At 44.1% G+C, this 23,524-nt stretch carries 19 protein-coding genes; 2 read left to right on the top strand and 17 right to left on the bottom strand.

Annotation, left to right across the window (positions count from 1 at the left end; translation table 11 throughout):
* Nucleotides 1-76: 76 nt before the first annotated feature.
* The 16 genes from comGG to pbp1b all read right to left on the bottom strand — a co-directional run bounded on the left by comGG (nt 77) and on the right by pbp1b (nt 19,912).
* Nucleotides 77-469, bottom strand: coding sequence for a competence type IV pilus minor pilin ComGG (comGG, locus tag O3621_RS06130; RefSeq protein ID WP_314447835.1), 393 nt, complete (start codon nt 467-469; stop codon nt 77-79).
* The gene (comGF, locus tag O3621_RS06125) at nt 450-887 is read right to left on the bottom strand and encodes a competence type IV pilus minor pilin ComGF (RefSeq protein WP_314447833.1); all 438 of its coding nucleotides are present in this window, start codon (nt 885-887) and stop codon (nt 450-452) included. Before comGF ends, comGG begins: the two co-directional genes overlap by 20 nt.
* Nucleotides 871-1,164 (bottom strand): competence type IV pilus minor pilin ComGE, encoded by a 294-nt coding sequence (comGE, locus tag O3621_RS06120; RefSeq protein WP_125337891.1) that lies wholly within the window; start codon nt 1,162-1,164, stop codon nt 871-873. The genes comGF and comGE overlap by 17 nt, the downstream gene beginning before the upstream one ends.
* Entirely contained in the window at nt 1,130-1,564 is a 435-nt protein-coding gene (gene comGD, locus O3621_RS06115; protein ID WP_314447829.1) for a competence type IV pilus minor pilin ComGD, read from the bottom strand. Before comGD ends, comGE begins: the two co-directional genes overlap by 35 nt.
* A complete protein-coding gene (gene comGC, locus O3621_RS06110) occupies nt 1,524-1,841 on the bottom strand; it encodes a competence type IV pilus major pilin ComGC (RefSeq protein WP_314447825.1) in 318 nt (105 codons plus the stop codon). Before comGC ends, comGD begins: the two co-directional genes overlap by 41 nt.
* Nucleotides 1,841-2,875 carry a competence type IV pilus assembly protein ComGB gene (gene comGB, locus O3621_RS06105; RefSeq protein WP_314448000.1) on the bottom strand — a complete coding sequence of 345 codons (1,035 nt, stop codon included), beginning with the start codon at nt 2,873-2,875 and terminating at the stop codon, nt 1,841-1,843. Before comGB ends, comGC begins: the two co-directional genes overlap by 1 nt.
* Nucleotides 2,805-3,746 (bottom strand): competence type IV pilus ATPase ComGA, encoded by a 942-nt coding sequence (gene comGA / locus O3621_RS06100; RefSeq protein WP_371513953.1) that lies wholly within the window; start codon nt 3,744-3,746, stop codon nt 2,805-2,807. The genes comGB and comGA overlap by 71 nt, the downstream gene beginning before the upstream one ends.
* A 129-nt stretch (nt 3,747-3,875) precedes the next feature.
* A complete protein-coding gene (locus O3621_RS06095; RefSeq protein WP_314447821.1) occupies nt 3,876-4,256 on the bottom strand; it encodes a DUF1033 family protein in 381 nt (126 codons plus the stop codon).
* A gap of 318 nt (nt 4,257-4,574) precedes the next feature.
* Nucleotides 4,575-5,681: a glycosyl hydrolase family 8 gene (locus O3621_RS06090; RefSeq protein WP_314447817.1), complete on the bottom strand. Its 1,107-nt coding sequence runs from the start codon at nt 5,679-5,681 to the stop codon at nt 4,575-4,577.
* Nucleotides 5,682-5,689: 8 nt separating this feature from the next.
* Nucleotides 5,690-7,000 carry a glycosyltransferase gene (locus tag O3621_RS06085; RefSeq protein ID WP_002910859.1) on the bottom strand — a complete coding sequence of 437 codons (1,311 nt, stop codon included), beginning with the start codon at nt 6,998-7,000 and terminating at the stop codon, nt 5,690-5,692.
* The gene (locus O3621_RS06080) at nt 6,993-7,136 is read right to left on the bottom strand and encodes a hypothetical protein (RefSeq protein ID WP_002896778.1); all 144 of its coding nucleotides are present in this window, start codon (nt 7,134-7,136) and stop codon (nt 6,993-6,995) included. The genes O3621_RS06085 and O3621_RS06080 overlap by 8 nt, the downstream gene beginning before the upstream one ends.
* A gap of 11 nt (nt 7,137-7,147) precedes the next feature.
* Nucleotides 7,148-7,936 carry a hypothetical protein gene (locus O3621_RS06075; protein ID WP_314447813.1) on the bottom strand — a complete coding sequence of 263 codons (789 nt, stop codon included), beginning with the start codon at nt 7,934-7,936 and terminating at the stop codon, nt 7,148-7,150.
* Nucleotides 7,929-9,086 (bottom strand): non-hydrolyzing UDP-N-acetylglucosamine 2-epimerase, encoded by a 1,158-nt coding sequence (gene wecB, locus O3621_RS06070; protein WP_002911057.1) that lies wholly within the window; start codon nt 9,084-9,086, stop codon nt 7,929-7,931. The genes O3621_RS06075 and wecB overlap by 8 nt, the downstream gene beginning before the upstream one ends.
* A gap of 763 nt (nt 9,087-9,849) precedes the next feature.
* Entirely contained in the window at nt 9,850-13,497 is a 3,648-nt protein-coding gene (rpoC, locus tag O3621_RS06065) for a DNA-directed RNA polymerase subunit beta' (protein WP_314447810.1), read from the bottom strand.
* Between the two features lie 40 nt (nt 13,498-13,537).
* The gene (gene rpoB / locus O3621_RS06060; RefSeq protein WP_268702109.1) at nt 13,538-17,104 is read right to left on the bottom strand and encodes a DNA-directed RNA polymerase subunit beta; all 3,567 of its coding nucleotides are present in this window, start codon (nt 17,102-17,104) and stop codon (nt 13,538-13,540) included.
* Between the two features lie 393 nt (nt 17,105-17,497).
* Nucleotides 17,498-19,912, bottom strand: a complete 2,415-nt coding sequence (gene pbp1b / locus O3621_RS06055) for a penicillin-binding protein PBP1B (protein ID WP_371513951.1) — start codon at nt 19,910-19,912, stop codon at nt 17,498-17,500.
* Nucleotides 19,913-20,066: 154 nt separating this feature from the next.
* Between pbp1b and tyrS the strand changes: the two genes are divergently transcribed.
* Together tyrS and O3621_RS06045 are read left to right on the top strand one after the other, a co-directional pair.
* Nucleotides 20,067-21,323, top strand: coding sequence for a tyrosine--tRNA ligase (gene tyrS / locus O3621_RS06050; RefSeq protein WP_371514034.1), 1,257 nt, complete (start codon nt 20,067-20,069; stop codon nt 21,321-21,323).
* A gap of 70 nt (nt 21,324-21,393) precedes the next feature.
* The gene (locus O3621_RS06045; RefSeq protein WP_371513949.1) at nt 21,394-22,242 is read left to right on the top strand and encodes a putative RNA methyltransferase; all 849 of its coding nucleotides are present in this window, start codon (nt 21,394-21,396) and stop codon (nt 22,240-22,242) included.
* A gap of 84 nt (nt 22,243-22,326) precedes the next feature.
* Here O3621_RS06045 and O3621_RS06040 read toward each other — a convergent pair whose 3' ends face one another.
* Nucleotides 22,327-23,457 carry a sn-glycerol-3-phosphate ABC transporter ATP-binding protein UgpC gene (locus O3621_RS06040; RefSeq protein ID WP_314447800.1) on the bottom strand — a complete coding sequence of 377 codons (1,131 nt, stop codon included), beginning with the start codon at nt 23,455-23,457 and terminating at the stop codon, nt 22,327-22,329.
* Nucleotides 23,458-23,524 lie beyond the last annotated feature (67 nt).

Genomic DNA, 23,524 nt, shown 5'->3' with positions numbered 1-23,524 from the left:
CCTCCGTTCATCCTATCATACCAAAAATAAGGAACCTTTCCAAGATATATAAAATTACAAAGATTTTACAGTTATATTAGTCCGACTTACCAGCTTCGTCCGAAATCGCTTTCTCTTTTTTATCAGTTGCTTTCTTGTCTTCCTTTGCTTTATCCTCATCTTTCTTAGAAATGGTAAAAGTAAAGGAATAGGAATGACCGCTGCTGATCTGACTGCTGATTTCAAGATTCTTCCCTTGCCTGCGGTAGACAGCCTTGCCCTGCTCAAACTCCATCTCACCGCTATCATCCTTGGCTGTAGCTTTTGTCAGAACTGCCATTGCATAGGCTTCCGTTCTTTCCCTGTTGAAAAGCTGCAAACGCTGACTGCTGACTTGACGGTTGAGATAAAACTGCAGGAGCAAGCTAAAGACAGCGGCCATCAGCAGCGCATACAGTAAAATACCAGCATCAACTTTCTTCTTCCACACGATAGATGAACTCCCTCTCTAAACCTTTTTCAAAGCGAAAATGAAGATGGACAAGCTTACCTTCCTGACGCACATCAGCTGCTTCCAAACCATAAATCATGGGCTGGTAGCCGCGACCGCTCTTATCTGTTTTACGGAAATCATCTCCCTTGGATTTCCCCAAGGCCAAGTCCCTGCCATCCTGTCTGATGTAGATTTTGTTGTCTTCAACCTTATCAAATTGACTTCGCGAAAGCTCCGTCTCCAGTTGGTCGACAAACAAAAGCCACTCTTGTTGTTGATTGTTCTCTTGCTGATGTAGTTCTGAAGATAAGAGCTGGGTCATAGCCTGAAAGACCAGTATTCCACCACTGAGAACCAGCAAGGCTACTAAAGTCTCTAAGAGAGTAAAAGCCTTGACTTTAAGGTTTTTGGACACGGATAACTACCTCCCCTTCGTGATAGACCAGCAGCTGCTTATCTGTCTTAAGCTGGCGCACAGTAATTCCATTGGTATGAAGCTCTTCCTGTCCCGTCTGTAGGGCCATCTTGGCTACCCGCAGGACTTCTTCCTGCTGCAGAAGGACACGCTGCTCCTTGCGAGAACGGCTAATCTGCCCTAAAAGAAGACTAGCAATAGCCGCAAAAACTGCCATGGCCACCAGAGCTTCCAGCAGAATGCTAGCTTGAAGCTGTCGTCTTTTTAAACTTGCCATTGCCCATATAAAGCTGGTAAACAACTGTCCTATCCTCCGTCTGAAAAGTAATTTTGCTGAGTGATGAATTCCCACCGGACCGGTCAAACTGAATGACTTGCTGCTCATGATTCTGCAAAGTTTGCGGAAAATCCAGTTCTTGATAGCCATTGGAAATCTGCCGTCCTGAAATCTCCAGAGAAAGCTTCTCATGCCCAGCTAAGCTCAGCCTCTGCGTCTCCTGATAGAGCCTCTCAAACTCTAAAAAGAAGAGTTGCTCTTGAACCTGATTGAAGCCAGCCCTCACCGATCCAGATAATCCTAGTAGTAGAAAACTAACAACAAAAAGAACGAGGAGACTTTCCAGCAGAGTAAAAGCCTTAATTGGCAACCGCTTGAGTTTCTCCACTGTGTTTTCCATAGTAAGCCTTATAAGAATCTGCCTGTTTCTGGCTGATATTTCCTGCGCTGACTAGCTTGCTCAGGCTAGCTTTTTCATTGGTATTCTTCAGTTCATACAGCTCTGCCTGGCTTTCTACTACCTTGACCACCGCTGCAGTTCCTGTATCTGAAACAGCATCTTTTTGCTTGGTCAGATTAGGCACAAAGAGCAGCAAGAGTACGCTGATAACCAGCAAGACAATCAGCATTTCCACAAGGGTGAATGCTTGAATTTTTAAGGTATTAAGTTTTTTCATTACAAATGAACCTCCATATTCTGATAAATGGGCAAGAGCATTGCCGCATAAAGTAAAACAATCACTAAGGCAACAAAAATAAATACTAGGGGCTGAATGAAATTCATGGCCCGGTTGATACGTAGGAAAAATTCCTCCCAAGTCTTTTCAGCATAGACTTCCAGCTCACTGCCTAGCTTGGACTTAACCTCACCATACTCGATCATCAGGGACAATTCTTTCTTAAAGAAAGGGTAGCTTGCTACCTTGTCCGCATAGCCCTGACCACCTTGTAATGCAGCAGCCATATCTTCTCCGATTTCTTTAAAGAGCTGGGAAGGCTGCTCCTGCATAATCGCAAAAATCTGACTCAGTTCCAAGCCCTGACCAATCATATTTCCCCATTCACGAGCATAATAAGCGGTCAAGTAAGCCTGTACCAAACGTCCAATAAATGGTAGAGCTGCTAGTTTACTGAAAAAACGAATCTTGGATGACTTTCGATAGTAAAAGAGAGCCACTGAAACCAAGACAGCTAAAGCAAGGCTGCTCCACAAAAAGATCTGAGGCAGATGATTAATCAGTCGGGTAGCTAGATTCTGGCTGTCCAATTGAGGCAAAAGATAGTTGCGCAATCCCAGCATGATAAGGACCAAAAAGCCCAGCAGCATGAGAGGATAGGTTCCTACCTCTATCAATTTTTTCTTAACCTTGGATAGATTTTCCAGATAGGCCTCAATTTTGCCCAGACTTAGCGTCAAATTCCCATGCAGCTCAGATAAGGACAGCTGGGTGACAACGCTGTCGGAAAATCCCAGTCTGCTGACAATCTCTGAAAAGGACTGGCCAGCTGACAATCCTGCCCGCATTTCTGCCACATAAGCCTCCTCCAGCAAGGCACTTCGCCTCAGAAAGTCTACAATCTCTGCTAAGTGAAAACCGCTGCTGAAGAGATTATGAAAGAGCTCAATAATCTTTTTCTGCTTAGGCGTAGACAATTTTTTCGGTCTGCCTTTGCTCAGCACTGATATGTCCTTCTGCAAAAAGCTGATCAATCTGCTGATTCCAGACTGCGGCTTCGTGCTCTTGATAATTTTGACTGACAAAATCAACGACACCTCCTCCCCCAATTAAACGCTGGTAACAAACACCTTGAAGTACCATTCTTAGCTCATCCTCGCTAACGCCCAATTCCAAAAGCCGCTCATAGACACCGCGAACACTCTTGGCATGAATCGTTGAAAAGACCGTAGCTCCGGTCAAACTTGCCCGAACCACTGCTCTGGCTGTCTCTCGATCACGGATTTCCCCGATAATCAAGAGATCCGGCCGATGTCGCAGAGACAGCTTAATTAGACTGTCATAAGTCATACCAATGGTTTCGTTCAACTGCAGTTGCAGCATAGCCTCTTGCTTAATCTCAACCGGATCTTCAATCGACATAACCTGCCGACCAGAAAATTTGAGTTGAGCTAAATGGTACATCAAGGTTGTCTTGCCGCTACCGACCGGACCCGAGAAAAGATAGAGACCGCGAGCCTGAATTTTCTTTCGCAGCTCCGGCAATTGCTCAAACCAAAAGCGCAGCTCCCTGTCTTCGTCATGAAGGAGTCGGATGACCAGACTTTCAAAACCACGGTAATCCCCAACTGACGACAGCCGAATTGAAACCTTGGCTTCCTCACAGTCATAATCGCAAGCCCCCAGTTGACTGCGGCGCTTTTCTCCAACATTCATACCTGCGACAAACTTAAAGTGGCTGATAACAGCTGACAGAAGCTCAAAATCATAAGTCTTTATAAAGCGACGTTCATCACCGATTCTCATATAAAGCTCATAGCAAGTAGTCTTAGGAATCAGGTAAATATCCTGCGCCCCTTCTTTTCGAGCCTGCCTAATCATCTCTTTTGCAATTTCTTGAACCATACATCCTCCTCACCTTACTATTCGCAAAAAATCCAGAAAAAGAAAAAACAGCGGAAGAAACTTAACTTATAACAAGTTAGGTCTCTTCTGCTGCTCTATTATCAGATTTGCAAAATATATTCTTTCAATTTAAAGCGGCTTAGAGGATTTTAGTTTAACTGAGCAAGCTCGGTGCTTTTCAAGACCGTTCTGCTTAGTATAGCCTGGCCGGTACTTGCTCTTAGGAATCTTGCAGTCATTCTCCAGCAAAAACAGCGAGTGGTACTGCTGAACATTCTCATCGCACTCCTCGCACCAGCGCTGATCCTCCGGATCCCAAAAAATTGTCATTAAATCACTGCGGCTCTTATACAAAGGTGACTGCTCCTCCATTTGCAGCCAACGGCTTTTATAATATTTAAGGGCTTCATAATAATCATCGAACTGCTTCTTTGTAACGATATCCTCTTCCCAGCCATCCAGAAACCACCACGGTTCATAGTCCCCGTACATCTCAATTACACAATACATACTCGTCCTCTCTTTGTACCGTATATTATATATAAATTCTTTGACGAACAAAACTATTTTGCTCAAAATCAGAAAACAAGAACTTTATTGGAACGGAGACAAGCACATCGCTCTTCATAATATGAAGAGTAACCTCATGGATAGTAATCTTAATAACCTTAGGAACAAATGTTGTGTTCTTATAAATGCTTTCTATTTTAACGGCCTGCGAAATAAATCTTATTTTTTTTATTCAAAAAAGGTGAGACAAATGTCATTTTGTCCCAACCTATTGTCTGCATCATCTTAAGCAAAATTTTCATCTTGCTCGTTTCTGCATTATAACGTTTCTAAAGCAATCATCGTTGTCACAGCTGCGTCATAGTAATTATCTGACGGTAAGCCTTGCATGAAGAGATATTTATTTTGCTGCACCAATTTACGGAATTCAATGTTGTTATTAGCCGCATAGAATACTGGAGCAGTAAAGCTGCCAGCCTGATTGCTATTGAGAGCCTTGCCTTTCAGGTTGTAGCCCGCATAAATCTTTTCTTGATTAAGGAAGAAGCTCAACATCTTCTTCAGCATTTTTTGACTTTTTTCATCCTTGCTTTGAGCCAGGTTGTAAGGAAGCCGGCATGCATTATAAGAATAATAACCATCATTTGCAGACTCTACCGTATCAGGCTCAGCAGCCCGAACTTTGTCACCGTCAACCCAGATAAAGTCTGGTATCAAACCAGTCTTGTTATCAGCGCTGATTGCTTCAAGTTTGCTGAGCATGTTATCTCGGATTGTCAGCCACTGCTTATCCTTTGTCAGCTCATAGAAAGCTTGGAACTGCTGCGGCAATGTATCAGAAGTCCGCATGAGATTATAAAATTTCGATTCTGCATTTGCCCAGTTCCCAACCGTCAAAACGCCGTTGCTTTCATTATAGTTATATGCCAAAACATCTTTCAGAATAGCCTGAGCCTGAGCTTGGTATTCTTTAGCCTTGTCTGGCCACTGCTTAGCTGCCTGAATCAAAGCATAGGCAATGTAAAGATCGCCGTCTGTAGCATTGTTTTCGTCTTCATGATTGCTCTTACCATCCTTAATCGTCTGTTTCCAAGACATGAGTTGGGTATCTTTCAGACGATGAGCTAGATAATATTGATAGAGCTTTTCAAAATCAGCAGAACTTGCCTGTCCTTGCTTAGCTGCATCTACAGCAATCACCATGCCATATCCCTGTGCCTCAGACAGCACAACATCTTCAGTCTTACTGTTCGTCGTCCTGATATAAGACAATTTGTCCTTGGTTACGACATATTCTTTAGACCATTGGCTGTATATCTTCTTTTTGATATTAGGAGTACTGCCCATACGGGTGTACAAGAGGATACTAGCCAAGACAGCCAGAATTATCACAAACCAAATAAATCTTAATCTTGTTCTTTTCACACTTTCTCCTAACCTGCAAATCGTTTTGTTTTAACCCACTTGGTTTCTTTCCGCTTCAAAATCTTGTCCAAGATAACAGATCCTACTGCATCTAAAGAGACAACGATAAAGAGCTGAGAGTAAGTCAAATAGGACACAAGGGCCAGCCAAATCTGTTTGGTGGTCGCCTGTCCAAACTGAGAAGCTAGGGCGATATTGATCTGCAAAAGATAAAGCAAAATCATCAGAAGCCAGTTAAAGAGCATCAGCTGGACGATATAGATATTCTGAGCATCAAAAGCGAAAGGAATCCGCACATCCGGTATAAAGAGCTGGGTAATCATCGCCGCTACATTGGCAAAGAAAACCAAGTCAGATAGGACAATCGCCAAATTGAACCAGAAGAAGATACAAGAATAATTAAACACTTCCAGTTTCACGCGCCAGTTACCGCCGCTAAAAAGATGCTTGAAGTTGTCAATAACCACCTCATAATTTCCCTTAGCCCAGCGCTTACGCTGCAAGTAGTAGGACTTGAGGGTTTCTGGTTCTTGCTGGAAAGCTTCTGAGTTATAAGCCAAAGCAATCAGTTTGCCGCTCTGCATAATCTTAAAGGAAATTTCCGTATCCTCTGTCAAGGCACCATTTTTCCAACCACCAATACTCTTAACAAACTCAGTGTTAATCAAGAAGTTTGTACCTGGAATCCGTCCAATCTTGAAGAGATGCCACATACCTACGTGGTAAACACGCTGAGTTACAACGATTTCTTGGTTGATACAACGGGTCAGGAAGTTCTGGTTAGCATTACGGGTCTTATTGCGTCCAAAGGAAGCAACGTGACGTTCTGGATCTTCTAAAACTTTCTTAACCAGGAAGTAAAGAGCGTTCTTTTCTGGCATGGCATCCGCATCATAGACACAGATATATTCACCCTTGGCCATCTTCAGGGCATCATTCAGCACCCCTGCCTTACCTCCCGTACCTGTACGGTCTGTAATTATAACATTGCGTCCAGCATACTCAGGCATAGCCTGTACTTTCAGCATTTCCTGATAAGTATCGTCCGAGCAGTTATCCGCAAAGAGCAGAACTTCCACTCGATCATGAGGATAATCCAAATCCAGAATGGCCTTAGTTGTCTGAGCGATAACCACATCTTCATTGTGGGCTGGGACAACGACTGTAACCATAGGATAATGTTCCAATGGGCTGGTATCCACGTTGAAATCACTGCGTTTCATCCAGAAATGCACGGAAGAGCATAGAATAACCAAAGCCCAAGCCAGAGACATCCAGATGGAGAACAGAGTGACAATCATAATAAGTTGACTAATCATGACGAGTCACCGCCCTAAAATTTTTATTGACCCGATTGTAAATAACCAGATAATAAATGAAGAGGACCAAAAAGCTAATAGCAAAAAAGATACTTAGCACCATAGAGATGATAAAAAATACTTCTGTTAAAGACATGTGTTTACCTCCTAGTATTCTACGATAATGTCGGTTTCAAGCTGACGCTCCAGATTGCTCAAAGCGTCATCAAAATTATGGAATTTGTCAATGTTTTGAGCGTTCAATTTTAAACTGCCGGACTGAAACTGAATTTTTTGGTCAGTTTTCTTATTCTCAAAGTGCATCATCGTTAAATCGTCACGCACTTTCTCTTGGAAATATTCCTTGACTTCCTGATCCAGATCTTCTACCAGAACGAGAAAGTTACCATTGGATACATAGTAAACTGTTTCTACATTCTGGAAGTCCCAGTTAAGCAGTCGTAAAATTCTCTTGAGCATCCGCTTGTACTCCCGAGAGTGAATTTGATAAAAATGATGATTGTGTGCCCAATGGACCAGCAAAGCCTGAAAGGCTGGAGCTTGTTTCTGATTTACTTTCTGAACCATTTCTTCATAGGCCTCAGCAGCATCTTCACTGTCATCCTGCACTAATCCCAAGCGCTGATGGAGATAGAAATTCACTCGGCTGGTCAGCCAAGCACTGACAGGGAAGACATAAAGCAAGAAGAGAACCTGATTGTCCGGTAGATAGGTTACATCAAAGAGTAAGATCAGAGTTGCGATAACCACACCCAGAATCATAGCCCATGTCACCAAGAGATCAGATAGGACAAAGACACTAAAAATACCTAATAAAATCAGCGTGATTCCGATATAAAATATGTTAGCTGCAAAATTCCAACTGTAGAAAAGAATTAGTCCAATTGCCAGTACAAAGACTGCTAATGATTTTTCTAGTCCTTTTTTCCTAAACATTCTTTACTCCTGTCTTAAATTCTTCCGGCCTAGCCGTCTGCTTAAAATAGTGGGCAATAGCTTGAGCAATCCGCTCAGAAGCCTTACCGTCACCATACGGATTGCTGGCTTGGGCCATTTCCTGATAAAGTGACTCATCTGTCAGCAGGGCTTCCATTGCCTCTGCTACTGCTTGAGTTTCTGTACCGACCAGCTTCAAGGTGCCGGCTTCAACTCCTTCTGGTCTCTCTGTTGTATCACGAAGTACCAGTACAGGCTTACCTAAGGAAGGTGCTTCCTCTTGTACTCCGCCTGAGTCTGACATGATGAAATAGCTTTTAGCTGCGATATTATGGAAATCCAACACATCCAAAGGCTCAATCAGATGAATTTTCTCATTGTCACTTAGAATTTCTCTAGCCGCTTCCTGAACCGCTGGGCTCAGGTGAACAGGATAGACAATTTCCACATCATCATGGGCATCTACAATCTGTCGTAGAGTTCGAAAGACCCTTCTCATCGGCTCGCCTTGATTTTCCCGGCGATGCATGGTCACCAAAATCATCTTGCGAGCTGGATCAATACGATCAAGCACCTCATGCTGATAATCAGCCTGGACGGTCAGCTTGAGAGCGTCAATAGCTGTATTTCCTGTCACAAAAACTGTTTCTGCCGGATGGTTTTCCTTGAGCAAGTTAGCCTTACTCTGATCTGTTGGCGCAAAATACAAGTCCGTCAAAGAGTCAGTCATCTGACGATTCATCTCTTCTGGGAAAGGAGAGTATTTATTCCAAGTCCTCAAGCCAGCTTCCACGTGGCCGATACGAACTTGATTATAAAACGCTGCAAGACTAGCCGCAAAAGTTGTTGTCGTATCACCGTGCACCAACATAATATCTGGCTTGTTTTCCTTTAAGATATCATCCAGCTTATGCAGGATCTTGACAGTAATATCTGTCAGGGTTTGATTCTTCCCCATAATATCCAAATCATAATCAGGCTTAATCTTAAAAGTCTCAAGTACCTGATCCAGCATCTGACGATGCTGAGCAGTCACAACTGTTGTCGTTTCAAACAAGTCTGCCTGCTTCTTCAGTTCAATAACCAGTGGAGCCATCTTAATTGCTTCTGGACGAGTTCCAAAAACAACCATTACCTTAATTTTCTTCATTTTTCCTCACCAAAAATCAACATTGTTATATTAACTTTTTACTAAAAAATGTTTGTTTTAAGTAACCTTAGTTATTTTACCATCAAGCGTTTCAATAATCAAAGCATGAACTATTATTTTATACTTTCTTAATAGTAATTTACATATTGGTAACTTATTTAAGATTATTTTAATTTTCTTAACTTAACTGTAACTTAAAATTGCTGAAATTTTTCGGTTTTCTCAAAAAAATAAATAAAAAGGAAAGAACTTATAGGCTTAAAGTCCTTTTTTATGCAGAATTTTGTGGTTTTTACCTATATTTTTTAATCTTTATTCATTGTAATAAAATATTATTCCATTTGTAATCTAATTGTTTTCTATTCTTTATCTTCCAAAAAACCTCCCTTCATGAATGAAACAGCTAGATAAATGCCAGCTACTGATCTTTACAATCTCCGACCACTACCATTAAAACTAACCTCCTCTTTTTAATAATTTCAAACCTACCCCTCATACTATTTTAGGAATTTTAAAATAGTATAACCTAGCGCTATCATACTACAAAAAACCAGCTACCTCCCTGATTAAAAATAAATATGGCATCTCGCATCATAGAAAAACTGAAACAGGAAATCTTGAATATTTCTTCTATAGTCGTTGATCCATAAAGGAGAACTTAAAAACAACTTTCTAAGTATATTATAGGATAATATTTAGTTGCGAGCAAGAAATTATCGGCTGCAACAAAAAATCCCTCCCGAAAATCGGGAGGGAAAGTTCTTTATTTAAGAACAATATTTTCTTCAGTTTCAAATCCATCTGGCAGTTCTGTCACTTCGTTGATAATTTCAACTTCATTGACAGCCTGAGGTTCCAGATTGCGGTAGCGGGCCATACCAGTACCAGCTGGGATAATCTTACCGATGATAACATTTTCCTTGAGTCCGAGCAGATGGTCTTTCTTACCACGGATAGCAGCATCTGTCAGGACACGAGTTGTTTCCTGGAAGGAAGCTGCAGACAGGAAGCTATTTGTCTCAAGGGAAGCTTTGGTGATTCCCATGAGGACTGGACGAGCTGTCGCAGGCACACCGCCAGAGATAACCACATCACGGTTAGCATCTGTGAAGTCTGTAATATCCATGAGAGTTCCCATGAGAAGATCTGTATCTCCTGGATCCATAACTCGCACCTTGCGAATCATCTGACGAACCATTACTTCGATGTGTTTGTCGCCGATTTCTACCCCTTGGCTGCGGTAAACTTTTTGTACTTCAGCAAGCAGGTAAGTTTCAACAGACAAGACATCGCGGACAGCCAGCAAGTGCTTAGGTTGGATAGAACCTTCGGTCAAGGCAGCACCGCGAGAGACTTGTTCTCCCACTTCTACCTTCATGCGGGCTGTAAATGGCACTACGTATTCACCTTCGCCAGTTGCACCTGTAACAAAGACTTTCTTGGTACGAGTAGATGCATCTTCTTCGATGGCAGTAACTTCACCCTTGACTTCAGTAATGACCGCTTCCCCTTTCGGATTGCGGGCTTCAAAGATTTCTTGGACACGAGGAAGACCTTGCGTGATATCGGTATTAGAGGCAACACCACCCGTGTGGAAGGTACGCATGGTCAGCTGTGTACCAGGCTCCCCGATAGACTGGGCAGCGATGGTTCCGACTGCTTCACCAACTTCAACCGCATCACCCGTTGCCAAGTTGATACCGTAACAATGACGGCAGACACCATGGCGGGTGTTACATGTAAAGACAGAGCGGATTGTCACTTCTTCAACACCAGCATTAACAATCTCGCGCGCCTTGTCTTCTGTGATTAATTCATTTGGACCAATAATGACAGCACCAGTTTCTGGATGTTTAACTGTTTTCTTAGTGTAACGACCATTGAGACGCTCTTCCAGAGACTCGATCATTTCCTTGCCTTCTGTGATAGAAGTGATGAGCAAGCCGCGGTCTGTACCACAGTCATCTTCACGGATAATCACATCTTGGGCAACGTCAACCAGACGACGAGTCAGGTAACCTGAGTCGGCAGTCTTAAGGGCCGTATCTGTCATACCCTTACGAGCACCGTGGGTAGAGAAGAACATTTCCAAAACAGACAGACCTTCACGGAAGTTAGACAAGATTGGCAATTCCATGATACGTCCATTTGGCGCAGCCATCAGACCACGCATACCGGCCAACTGGGAGAAATTAGAGATGTTACCGCGGGCTCCAGAGTCCATCATCATAACGATAGGGTTCTTCGGATCCTGGTTGGCAACCAAACGTTTTTCCAATTTCTCACGAGCTGCCCGCCACTCAGCAGTAACTGCATTGTAGCGTTCGTCATCAGTAATCATACCACGACGGAATTGTTTAGTAATTTGTTCAACACGCTTGTGGGATTCTTCAATAATCTCAGACTTGTCTTCGACAACTGGGATATCAGCGATACCCACTGTCAGACCGGCCAAAGTAGAATGATGATAACCCAGATTCTTCAAGCGGTCAAGAAGAGCAGATGTTTCTGTTGTACGGAAGCGTTTAAAGATTTCTGCAATGATATTACCAAGATTTTTCTTCTTAAACGGAACATTGATCTCAAGCTGTTCAATGATTTCCTTTATATTTTGTCCTGGCTCCAAGAAATACTTAGCTGGCACACCTTCTGTCAAGTTAGCATTGGTTGGCTCTTGCAGATAAGGCAATTCCTCTGGCATAATCGCGTTAAAGAGAATTTTACCGACAGTAGTAATCAAAATCTTATGCTTCCGGTCTTCTGTCCAAGGCTTATTAAGACTGTCTGTTGCGATACCAACACGAGTATGCAAGTGAACATAGCCGTTGCGGAGAGCCATGACCGCCTCATCCATATCTTTGAAAATCATGCCTTCGCCTTCGCGGCCAGCCTCTTCCATGGTCAAGTAGTAGTTCCCCAAGACCATATCCTGAGATGGTGTTACAACTGGTTTCCCGTCTTTCGGATTCAAGATGTGCTCAGCAGCCAGCATAAGGATACGAGCTTCAGCCTGCGCTTCCTCCGACAATGGTACGTGGATGGCCATTTGGTCACCGTCAAAGTCGGCATTGTAGGCTTCACAGACCAGCGGGTGCAGACGAAGAGCTTTACCATCAATCAGAACCGGCTCAAAGGCCTGAATTCCCAAACGGTGAAGGGTCGGTGCGCGGTTAAGAAGCACTGGGTGTTCCTTAATCACTTCTTCCAGAATATCCCAGATACGCTCATCTCCACGCTCTACCAAGCGTTTAGCAGCTTTCACGTTCTGCACAATATCGCGAGCAACGATTTCCCGCATCACAAACGGCTTGAAGAGTTCAATCGCCATTTCACGCGGAACACCACATTGATACATTTTCAATGTAGGACCAACGGCGATAACGGAACGTCCTGAGAAGTCAACCCGTTTACCCAGCAAGTTTTGACGGAAACGACCTTGTTTTCCTTTGAGCATGTGGCTCAGAGACTTAAGCGGACGGCTGCCTGGTCCTGTAATCGGACGGCCACGACGACCATTGTCAATCAACGCATCAACCGCTTCTTGAAGCATCCGCTTCTCATTTTGAACGATGATACCAGGTGCATTGAGTTCTAGCAAACGAGCCAAACGATTGTTCCGGTTGATAACCCGGCGGTAGAGATCATTGAGGTCAGAAGCCGCAAAACGACCACCGTCCAGCTGAACCATCGGACGCAAATCTGGTGGAATAACCGGCAGGATATTGAGAACCATCCATTCTGGCTTATTGCCAGACTTGTAGAAGGCATCCAAGACATCCAAGCGACGGACAGCCTTGATCCGTTTTTGACCTGAAGCAGTTTTCAATTCTTCTTTGAGGACAGCAATCTCAGCTTCCAAGTCCACTTGCTTCAAGAGGTCTTGAATAGCTTCTGCTCCCATTTTAGCTACAAATGAGCCTGCACCGTACTCGCGTAAGCGTTCACGGTACTCACGTTCCGTCATGATTGACTTGTGCTCTAGCGGTGTATCCTTAGGATCAATCACCACATAAGCCGCAAAATAAATGACTTCTTCCAAGGCACGTGGACTCATATCCAAAGTGAGCCCCATGCGGCTTGGAATTCCTTTAAAGTACCAAATATGTGAAACAGGTGCCTTCAATTCAATGTGGCCCATACGCTCACGACGAACCTTAGCACGAGTTACTTCAACACCACAGCGGTCACAGACGATTCCTTTGTAACGAATCCGTTTGTACTTACCACAAGCACATTCCCAGTCCTTGGTTGGACCGAAGATCACTTCGTCAAAAAGGCCTTCGCGTTCTGGTTTCAGGGTTCGGTAATTGATTGTTTCAGGTTTCTTCACTTCTCCATAAGACCATGAACGGACCTTATTTGGAGAAGCTAGGGTGATTTGCATACTTTTAAAACGATTTACATCAACCACTATTTCATACCTTTCTTCATTTTCTAATCAGTGTGTATTCTTATTCTTTTCCTTCAGCCTCAAAAGCTGCTTTCGCTTCTTGAGCTGCTTTTTCACGCGCTTTTTCAAGATCGTCAACGTGGATCACATCATCATCTTCACCTTCGTCTAGGTCACGCAGTTCTACTTCATTGTCGTCTTCATCAAGAACGCGCATGTCCAGACCAAGAGATTGCAATTCTTTGACAAGAACGCGGAAGGATTCTGGCACACCTGGTTTTGGAATTGGTTTTCCTTTGGTAATAGCTTCATAAGCCTTCAAACGTCCGTTGACATCATCTGACTTATAGGTCAGGATTTCTTGCAGAACGTTAGAAGCACCGTAAGCTTCTAAGGCCCAAACTTCCATCTCACCAAAACGTTGTCCACCAAACTGAGCTTTACCTCCGAGCGGCTGTTGGGTAACCATTGAGTAAGGTCCTACTGAGCGGGCATGGAGTTTATCATCTACCATGTGGTGGAGCTTAATCATGTACATGACACCGACAGATACACGGTTGTCAAACGGCTCACCGGTACGTCCATCGTAAAGAATAGTCTTGGCATCGCTGTCCATACCAGCTTCGCGGACAGTATCCCAGAGGTCTTCTGAGCTTGCTCCATCAAAGACTGGTGTTGCAATATGGATGCCCAAGTTACGAGCTGCCATACCAAGGTGAAGCTCCATAACCTGACCAATGTTCATACGAGATGGTACCCCGAGTGGGTTCAACATGATATCAACTGGTGTTCCGTCTGGCAGGTAAGGCATGTCTTCCACAGGAACGATACGGGATACAACCCCTTTGTTTCCGTGACGACCAGCCATCTTATCTCCGACCTTGATCTTACGTTTTTGAGCGATGTAGACACGAACCAGCATATTAACACCAGATTGTAGCTCATCACCATTTGCACGGGTAAAGATCTTCACATCACGAACGACACCATCAGCCCCGTGAGGTACACGGAGAGACGTATCACGAACTTCGCGAGATTTGTCTCCGAAGATAGCGTGCAAGAGGCGCTCTTCAGCAGAGAGATCCTTTTCGCCCTTCGGAGTTACTTTTCCGACTAGGATGTCTCCTTCTTTAACTTCCGCTCCGATACGGATAATACCCATTTCGTCCAAATTGCGTAGGGCATCTTCCCCTACGTTTGGAATTTCGCGGGTAATTTCTTCAGGCCCAAGCTTAGTGTCGCGAGTTTCTGATTCGTATTCTTCTAAGTGAACAGAGGTGTAGACATCGTCTTTCACCAGACGCTCACTCATGATAACCGCATCCTCGAAGTTGTAACCTTCCCATGTCATGTAGGCAACGATTGGGTTTTGTCCCAGGGCCATTTCTCCATTTTCCATAGAAGGTCCGTCAGCGATAAAGTCGCCTTTTTCAACGACATCGCCAACTTTCACCAAGGTACGTTGGTTATAAGCAGTACCTGAGTTCGAACGGCGGAATTTTTGAATTTGGTAAACATCAAGAGAACCATCTTCGCGGCGGACCTCAACCTTGTCTGCATCCGCATAGGTAACCTTACCATCATGCTGGGCAATAACCGCTGCACCAGAGTCGTGGGCAGCTTGGTATTCCATACCAGTACCAACGTAAGGTGCTTTTGGATCGATCAAAGGCACAGCCTGACGTTGCATGTTGGCACCCATGAGGGCACGGTTGGAGTCGTCATTTTCCAAGAAAGGAATACATGCTGTCGCCACGGCAACTACCTGCTTAGGCGATACATCCATGTAGTCTACTTGGTCTGATGGGAATTCTTGGTTATTACCTTGGTGGCGTCCCATAACGATAGGCTCAGCAAAGCCACCTTCTTCATTAAGCTTAGAGTTGGCCTGCGCTACGATAAATTCATCTTCCTCATCAGCTGTCAGCCAAACGATTTCGTTAGTTACCACGCCAGCTTCACGGTCTACCTTACGGTAAGGCGTTTGAATAAATCCGTATTTGTTAAGGTGCCCATAAGAAGACAAGTTATTGATCAAACCGATGTTTGGTCCTTCAGGCGTTTCAATCGGACACATACGACCATAGTGAGTATAGTGCACGTCCCGCACTTCATAGCCAGCACGGTCACGTGTCAAACCACCAGGTCCTAAGGCAGAAAGACGGCGCTTGTGAGAAAGCTCAGACAGCGGATTGTGTTGGTCCATGAACTGAGACAACTGAGAAGAACCAAAGAATTCTTTAATAGCTGCAGTTACTGGGCGGATGTTAATGATTTGCTGTGGAGTCAGTACTTCATTGTCTTGAACAGACATCCGTTCACGGACATTACGCTCCATACGAGAAAGTCCAAGACGGACTTGGTTGGCCAAAAGCTCACCAACTGCACGAATACGACGGTTCCCCAAGTGGTCAATATCATCCACGCGGCCAATGCCTTCAGCCAAGTTGAGGAAGTAGCTCATCTCAGCCAAGATGTCAGCTGGTGTTACAATCCGTACCTTGTCAGAAGGATTTGCGTTACCAATGATGGTCACAACGCGGTCTGGATCAGTCGGTGCCACAACCTTGAACTTCTGCAAATCGACAGGAGCTGTCAAGACAGCTGAGTCATTTGGAATATAAGTAATTTTGTTCAAGCCATTGTCCAGCTGCTCTGCAATGCTGTCAATGACACTGCGAGTCATAACTGTACCAGCTTCGACAAGGATTTCTCCTGTTTCAGCATCGACAAGTGGCTCAGCAATGGTTTGGTTCAGCAAGCGAGTCTTGACGCTGAGTTTCTTGTTAATCTTATAACGACCAACTGCTGCCAAGTCATAACGATGCGGATCAAAGAAGCGCGCATCAAGGAGAGAGCGAGAGCTTTCAGCCGTCTTAGGCTCACCTGGACGAAGACGCTCATAGATTTCTTTCAGAGCTTCATCCGTACGAGAGTCCATTGGGTTCTTGTGGATATCTTTTTCAATGGTATTGCGCACCAAGTCGCTATCGCCAAAGATGTCCAAGATCTCATCATCACCTGAGAAACCAAGCGCACGCACCAAAGTGGTAAATGGAATCTTCCGTGTCCGGTCAATACGAGTGTAGGCTATGTCTTTTGAGTCTGTTTCCAACTCTAACCAAGCTCCGCGGTTAGGAATAACCGTTGAACCGTAGCCAACTTTTCCGTTTTTGTCAACTTTATCGTTAAAGTAAACCCCTGGAGAACGCACCAACTGGGATACGATAATCCGCTCACCACCATTGATGATGAAGGTTCCCATTTCAGTCATGATTGGGAAATCACCAAAGAAGACTTCCTGAGTCTTGATTTCACCAGTTTCCTTGTTAATCAGACGGAAAGTCACAAAGATTGGTGCTGAATAGCTAGCATCATGGATACGTGCTTCTTCCAGCGTGTATTTAGGCTCACGGATTTCATAGCCGACAAATTCCAATTCCATAGTGTCGGTAAAGTTTGAAATAGGAAGTACATCTTCAAAGACTTCCTTCAGACCATGATCCAAGAAATCTTGGAACGAATCCGTTTGGATTTCAATCAAATTTGGTAAATCAAGAACTTCCTTAATTCTTGAAAAACTACGACGGGTACGGTGTTTACCGTATCGAACTTCATGTCCTGCCAAGTTTTTACTCCTTTATGATAAGATACTAAGCCCTTGATAAAGCGAGAAAAGACATATCTTTTTCTCAACGCTTTGAGGGCGAGTTCTGTGAAATGTTTTCAGAGGAAAATCCTCTGTCATTTACAATGCTGCAAAACAGCCACAATCAGTCCCTTTTGTTTAATTTTCAGAAAAATTAAATTATGGTTACATAATCCATTTTTCCTAAAAATAGGCACAAAAAGAGCAGCTAAATCTGACTTATTCAAGTTTGATTTAACTGCTGTAAGCTTCTATTTGGACAATATTTCAAATAAAGCACACGACAAATTATTGTTATCATTATACCTTATTTAGCTAGAAATTGCAAGGATTTCATCCGCTTTCTGAAAAGTTAAAACTATTCTTGATGCGCTAGTTCCCTTGCCGATTATTGTTAGAATTGGAACTGGAATTAGAATTAGAGGTAGAACCGCCCAGAATAGCTGACCAAGCTTTTTGATAATCCGAATCTGATGCCCCGATACCAAAGCGGTAGGTCGTGGTCGGAGCACCATTTTTAGCCCAATAGCTAGGCACTGTCGGGCCGCTGAGATTAACAGAGCGGCCGTTTACCGTTACTGTACCTGGCTTTTCCCCTGTGGACTTGAGTACATCAGACTTAATCACACTCGGATCAAGAGTGAACTTATCACCAACACCCCAGGCATTTGGATCTGCCTGATAGATAGCATCTGCCATATAGGCCATGTAGGAGGCGTTATTATTATAACCAGTCAACGCCGCCATAGAGCTATTATCATCATGACCGATCCAGCCTCCCAAAGTCATCTTAGGAGTAGAAAGCATCAGCCACATATCGCCGTTGGTGTTGGTTGTTCCAGTCTTACCAATCCAATCGGCTCCAGCCAAGGTTCCATTGACCTGACTGATTCTGGATTTATAGGTCGTAGTAGCCCCAGAATTGATAACTCCCCGCATGAGCTCCTGCATAATCGTAGCCGCTGCTGGACTGTAAATCTGAACAGGATTGGCCTTATGCTGGTAAATCACCTTGCCATCTCGGTCTGTGATTTTTTCAACCATATATTTTTTCTGGTAGGTTCCATTATTAGCCAAGGTTTGGAAACCATTGGTATGCTGAGCTACAGATACTTCAATTCCCCCGCCCATAGGCAGACTCTCAATGCTGTAGTCATCGATGTAATAGCCCATTTTTTCCATATAGCCACGGACATTGACACCTTTTTCGCGTAATCCGCGGTAAGTCCAATAAGCTGGGATATTCCAAGAAGTATTGAGAGCTTCTTGCAAATCCATCATGGCCGTACCACGACTGTCCACGTGCATGATTGGATCGCCGCTTGAAAAGTTAGTTGGATAATTGGAAAGAACGCTGGCACTACCCATCAGACCTTGGTCAATAGCAATCCCATAAGCAAGAATCGGCTTAATAGTCGAACCCGGTGATCGTTCCGTATCAAAGGCGTGATTGTTCTGATTGGAAGCATAGTCTCTGCCTCCTACAAAGCCAATCACAGCACCGGTTTTATTATCCAAGAGGACATTTCCCACTTCAACTGCACCAGTTCCGTCATCCAAGATGCCGCCATAGTTGGCTACTGCATTTTGCATAGCCGTATGAATGTTCTTGTTAATTGTGGTGGTGACAGTATAGCCGCCATCGCTCAGTTCCTTAGCGGCCAATTCCTTGTAGGCTTTGACAGTGTCATTGTTTTTCAGCTCTTGCTGAGAAACATTATCCCGCTGAATCAAGTACTCGTACATGGTCTGCTGGGCTTCTTCGACCGCTGTGTAATAAAGGTAGCCATGCGAAGATTTTTCCGAGCTTTCAGAAGGCTTGAAATCCTTGGTCAAGTCGTAGTCCTTGTATTCTTTATACTCTTTCTCGCTTAGCTTGCCCGTCCGATACATATTATAGAGCACATCCTTGGCACGTTCCAAGCCCAGAGCCATATCTCCTGCACTCTTGAGACTACCATCCGCTGCATAAGGCGAATAAACAATCGGACTCTGTGGCAAGCCGGCAATAAAAGCAGACTGGGGCACAGTCAAATCCTTAGCAGAAACACCAAAAATTCCTTGAGCAGCTTCTTCCACACCAGCAATATTCTGCCCCTTATTGTTGCGCCCGAAAGGCGAAACGTTCAAGTAGGTCGTCAAAATATCATCCTTGGACATGTAGCGCTCCAAAGCCAGCGCATCGACAATCTCCGCCGCTTTCCGCTTGAAGGTCGGCGCATCGCCCACCACCTGCTGCTTGATTAGCTGCTGGGTAATGGTTGAACCCCCGCTAGAAGATCCAACTCCGACAACAGATCCGAGCGTAGCCCGAAGCACAGCCTTGGGCACCACTCCGTTATGCGTTTCAAAGTTCTCATCCTCTGTAGCGATAACGGCTTTTTTTACATTTTCAGAGATGGCGTCACTCTTAACTGGGATGCGGAGCAAATCATTATCCACTTCTGCAATCAAGCTACCATCAGCATAGGTAAGCTTAGAAATACCAGAGATATTATTCACCTGCTTGACCAACTCTTCCTGCTTGGGCACTTCCACCTTACTGAAAAGACTAGCTGCATAGCCTATCCCAATCCCAGCACCGATGACGGCACCAAAGAAGATAAACACAAAAGCCATATTCATCAGAAGTTTAAAAGTCCGTAAGAAAACAGCAAAAACATCACTGATAGACCAGCCGTTGTTACCACTGCCGATTTTCTTGCTCCATTCTGGAAGATGTATTTTTTTGATAAACTGCTGGGCTTTTCCCCAGAACTCTTTTAATTTTTCTATTAATTGTTCCAAGTTCGATTCTCCTTGTTATCTTCCCATTATACCAAATATCTATGATTTATTTCAAGGAATCATTGCTATTTAAAAGCTTTATGATACAATAGAGTAACATAAATTTAAAATATAGATAAGCCAATTTCTTGGCTTTTAGAATAGGAGAGACATGATGCACATTTTTGATGAGCTAAAAGAACGTGGCTTGGTATTCCAAACCACTGATGAAGCAGCTTTACGCAAGGCCTTAGAAGAAGGACAAGTCTCTTATTATACCGGATACGACCCAACCGCGGACAGCCTGCACCTAGGCCACTTGGTAGCCATTCTGACTAGCCGCCGCCTGCAACTAGCCGGACACAAACCCTACGCTCTGGTTGGAGGAGCAACTGGATTGATTGGCGATCCATCTTTTAAGGATGCTGAGCGCAGTCTCCAAACCAAGGAAACCGTGGAAGGCTGGGTAAAATCTATCCAAAATCAGCTTTCTCGTTTTCTGGACTTTGAAAAAGGTGATAATAAGGCCGAAATGGTCAATAACTATGACTGGTTCAGCAGCATCAGCTTTATCGACTTTCTGCGCGATGTCGGCAAATACTTCACTGTCAACTACATGATGAGTAAAGATTCTGTCAAGAGCCGGATTGAGACAGGGATTTCCTATACAGAATTCGCCTACCAGATCATGCAAGGATATGACTTCTATATCCTAAATCAAAACCACGGCGTAACCCTGCAAATCGGTGGTTCTGACCAGTGGGGTAATATGACAGCAGGTACAGAACTCCTGCGCCGCAAGGCTGACAAGACTGGCCATGTGATGACCGTTCCGCTCATTACCGATGCTACTGGCAAAAAATTTGGTAAGTCAGAAGGTAATGCTGTCTGGCTCAATCCTGACAAGACTTCTCCTTACGAAATGTATCAATTCTGGATGAATGTCATGGACGCAGATGCTATCCGCTTCCTGAAAATCTTCACCTTCCTGTCCTTGGATGAGATTGAAGAAATTCGTCAGCAGTTTGAAGCAGCACCACACGAACGCTTGGCTCAGAAAGTCCTAGCTCGCGAAGTGGTCAGTCTGGTTCACGGTCAAGAAGCTTATCAGGAAGCCCTCAATATCACTGAGCAGCTCTTTGCTGGAAATATCAAAAATTTGTCCGTCAAGGAACTCAAACAAGGTTTGCGCGGTGTGCCTAACTATCAGGTCCAGGCAGAAGACAACCTTAATATTGTAGAACTACTTGTGACAGCCGGTGTGGTAAACTCAAAACGTCAAGCTCGCGAGGATGTCCAAAACGGTGCTATCTACCTCAATGGTGAGCGCATCCAAGATTTAGACTATGTCCTTAGCGACTCAGATAAACTGGAAGACGAGCTAACAGTTATCCGCCGCGGTAAGAAGAAATACTTTGTCCTGACCTACTAAAGATAAAAATCCGATTATCTGAATCGGATTTTTCTATGTCTTTACTATAAGAAATAGAAAGAGAGTTCTAATGAAACCAAGACTCGCCCGCTTTGCCCAAGCTCCGGCTCTAGCCTGTCCACTCTGCCAGCAAAGCTTGGCTATGGAAGAAAACAGCCTCAAGTGCGCCAATCGCCATTCCTACGACATCGCCAAATTCGGTTATGTCAATCTAGCTCCTCAGGCCAAACAAGCTAAAGACTATGACAAAACAAGCTTTCAAAATAGGCAAGTCATCTTGGAAGCCGGCTTTTATCAACATATCCTAGACGAGTTGCTGGATCTGCTACAGACCCTGCCTGAAGAACAGACCATTCTAGACGTCGCTTGCGGAGAGGGATATTATGCTCGAAAAATCCAGGAAACATTCCCCAACAAAGAAATTTACGCTTTTGATCTATCCAAAGATTCTATCCAGTTAGCTGCCAAAAGCGATCAGAGCCTTGCTGTAAAATGGTTCGTAGGTGATTTGGCACACTTGCCCGTTCAGGAACAAAGCATGGATGTCTTGCTGGACATCTTCTCACCAGCTAATTACCATGAATTTCAGCGAGTATTGAAAAAAGAGGGGCTTATCATTAAAGTCATCCCAACAGAAAATCATCTGAAAGAAATTAGACAAAAAGCTGCTCAGTATCTGGACAAGAAAGATTATTCTAATCAAGATATCATCCAGCATTTCCAAAAACACTTTACTATCCTATCTAGAAATACCGTAGAATCCACACATGCACTGCATTCTGAGGAGAAAACTGCCTTGCTGCAGATGACTCCATTACTCTTTCATGTTGAAAAAAATCTAATCAATTGGGAGCAGCTTACACATGCCACCATTTCAGCTGAGATTCTTATAGGAAAACTAAAACAAGCAAAAATCTGAGCAACTTTCAGTAAAAAAATGAAGTTATAGCAGCCATTTTAAAAACGCAGACAAGCCTGTCTGCGTTCTTTGTTTATCAACTGATTAATAGACTGTCTTCTCTGTCTCTGGATCAAAGAAGTGTGCTTTATTGAGGTCAAAGCCTAGGTCAATACCCGCACCAGTTTCTAGGTAATCCCGTGAATCCACACGCGCTACAAACTCACTAGAACCCACTTGGCAGTAGAGGTGAGACTCTGCTCCCAGCAATTCTGAAACAGAAATCTTAGCATGCACAACTGAATTCGGGAAAGTTTCCAAGAAAGCAGCTTCCGCATTGATATCTTCCGGACGAATACCGAAGATCAGCTCCTTGCCCTCGTAACCTTTCTCCCGCAGAACCTTGAGAGCTCCTTCTGGCACAGTCAAGCGCAGCCCTTCTGTGACAATCTCATTCCCTTCAAGCTTAACTGGGATGAAGTTCATAGCTGGGCTGCCAATGAAGCCGGCAACGAACTTATTAACTGGGTTGTTATAGACTTCCTGCGGCGTACCAATCTGCTCCACTCGTCCAATCGTTCCAGTTCCAGCAGGATTCTTGGTCGCTGACATGATAACGATCCGATCCGCCAAGGTCATAGCTTCAGTCTGGTCGTGGGTAACATAGATAGTTGTTGCTCCGATACGGCGGTGAATCTTGGCAATCTCCGCCCGCATAGAAACACGCAGCTTAGCATCCAAGTTAGACAGAGGCTCATCCATAAGGAAAACCTTTGCATCCCGAACGATAGCGCGTCCCATAGCTACCCGCTGACGTTGACCACCAGACAAATCAGCTGGCTTGCGCTGCAAGAATTCCTTCAAGCCTAAGATTTCTGCTGCTTCGTTGACCCGTTTGTCAATATCTTCTTTACTGTACTTGCGCAGCTTGAGACCAAAGGCCATGTTGTCATAAACAGTCATGTGCGGATAAAGGGCATAGTTCTGGAAGACCATGGCGATGTCACGATCTTTTGGTGCCACATCATTGACCACTGTACCGTCAATAGAGGCAGTTCCTTCTGTGATGTCCTCAAGACCCGCAATCATACGCAGCGTAGTTGATTTTCCGCAACCAGAAGGACCGACAAAGACGATAAATTCCTTGTCCTTGATATCTAGATTGAAGTCTTCCACTGAATAGTGGTCGCTGTTGGGATATTTTTTATAGATATTTTTCAGATTTAATTCGACCATAATAAGCCCCTTCTTTTGAATAAAAATATTTTCTTTCAAGCTCTCGTTTGCAAAGCGCTTTCACATT

Source organism: Streptococcus sp. 20925_1_22 (assembly GCF_041431685.1).
Lineage (GTDB): Bacteria > Bacillota > Bacilli > Lactobacillales > Streptococcaceae > Streptococcus.
The sequence above is the reverse complement of the archived record's forward strand: the minus strand, read 5'-3'. Positions and strand labels throughout refer to the sequence as shown.

Excerpts from the sequence above, each read along its gene's own strand:
- comGE (WP_125337891.1), bottom strand. The coding sequence starts at position 1,164 with ATGGCAAGTTTAAAAAGACGACAGCTTCAAGCTAGCATTCTGCTGGAA.
- comGD (WP_314447829.1), bottom strand. The coding sequence starts at position 1,564 with ATGGAAAACACAGTGGAGAAACTCAAGCGGTTGCCAATTAAGGCTTTT.
- comGC (WP_314447825.1), bottom strand. The coding sequence starts at position 1,841 with ATGAAAAAACTTAATACCTTAAAAATTCAAGCATTCACCCTTGTGGAA.
- comGA (WP_371513953.1), bottom strand. The coding sequence starts at position 3,746 with ATGGTTCAAGAAATTGCAAAAGAGATGATTAGGCAGGCTCGAAAAGAA.
- O3621_RS06095 (WP_314447821.1), bottom strand. The coding sequence starts at position 4,256 with ATGTATTGTGTAATTGAGATGTACGGGGACTATGAACCGTGGTGGTTT.
- O3621_RS06085 (WP_002910859.1), bottom strand. The coding sequence starts at position 7,000 with ATGATTAGTCAACTTATTATGATTGTCACTCTGTTCTCCATCTGGATG.
- O3621_RS06080 (WP_002896778.1), bottom strand. The coding sequence starts at position 7,136 with ATGTCTTTAACAGAAGTATTTTTTATCATCTCTATGGTGCTAAGTATC.
- O3621_RS06075 (WP_314447813.1), bottom strand. The coding sequence starts at position 7,936 with ATGTTTAGGAAAAAAGGACTAGAAAAATCATTAGCAGTCTTTGTACTG.
- wecB (WP_002911057.1), bottom strand. The coding sequence starts at position 9,086 with ATGAAGAAAATTAAGGTAATGGTTGTTTTTGGAACTCGTCCAGAAGCA.
- tyrS (WP_371514034.1), top strand. The coding sequence starts at position 20,067 with ATGCACATTTTTGATGAGCTAAAAGAACGTGGCTTGGTATTCCAAACC.
- O3621_RS06045 (WP_371513949.1), top strand. The coding sequence starts at position 21,394 with ATGAAACCAAGACTCGCCCGCTTTGCCCAAGCTCCGGCTCTAGCCTGT.
- O3621_RS06040 (WP_314447800.1), bottom strand. The coding sequence starts at position 23,457 with ATGGTCGAATTAAATCTGAAAAATATCTATAAAAAATATCCCAACAGC.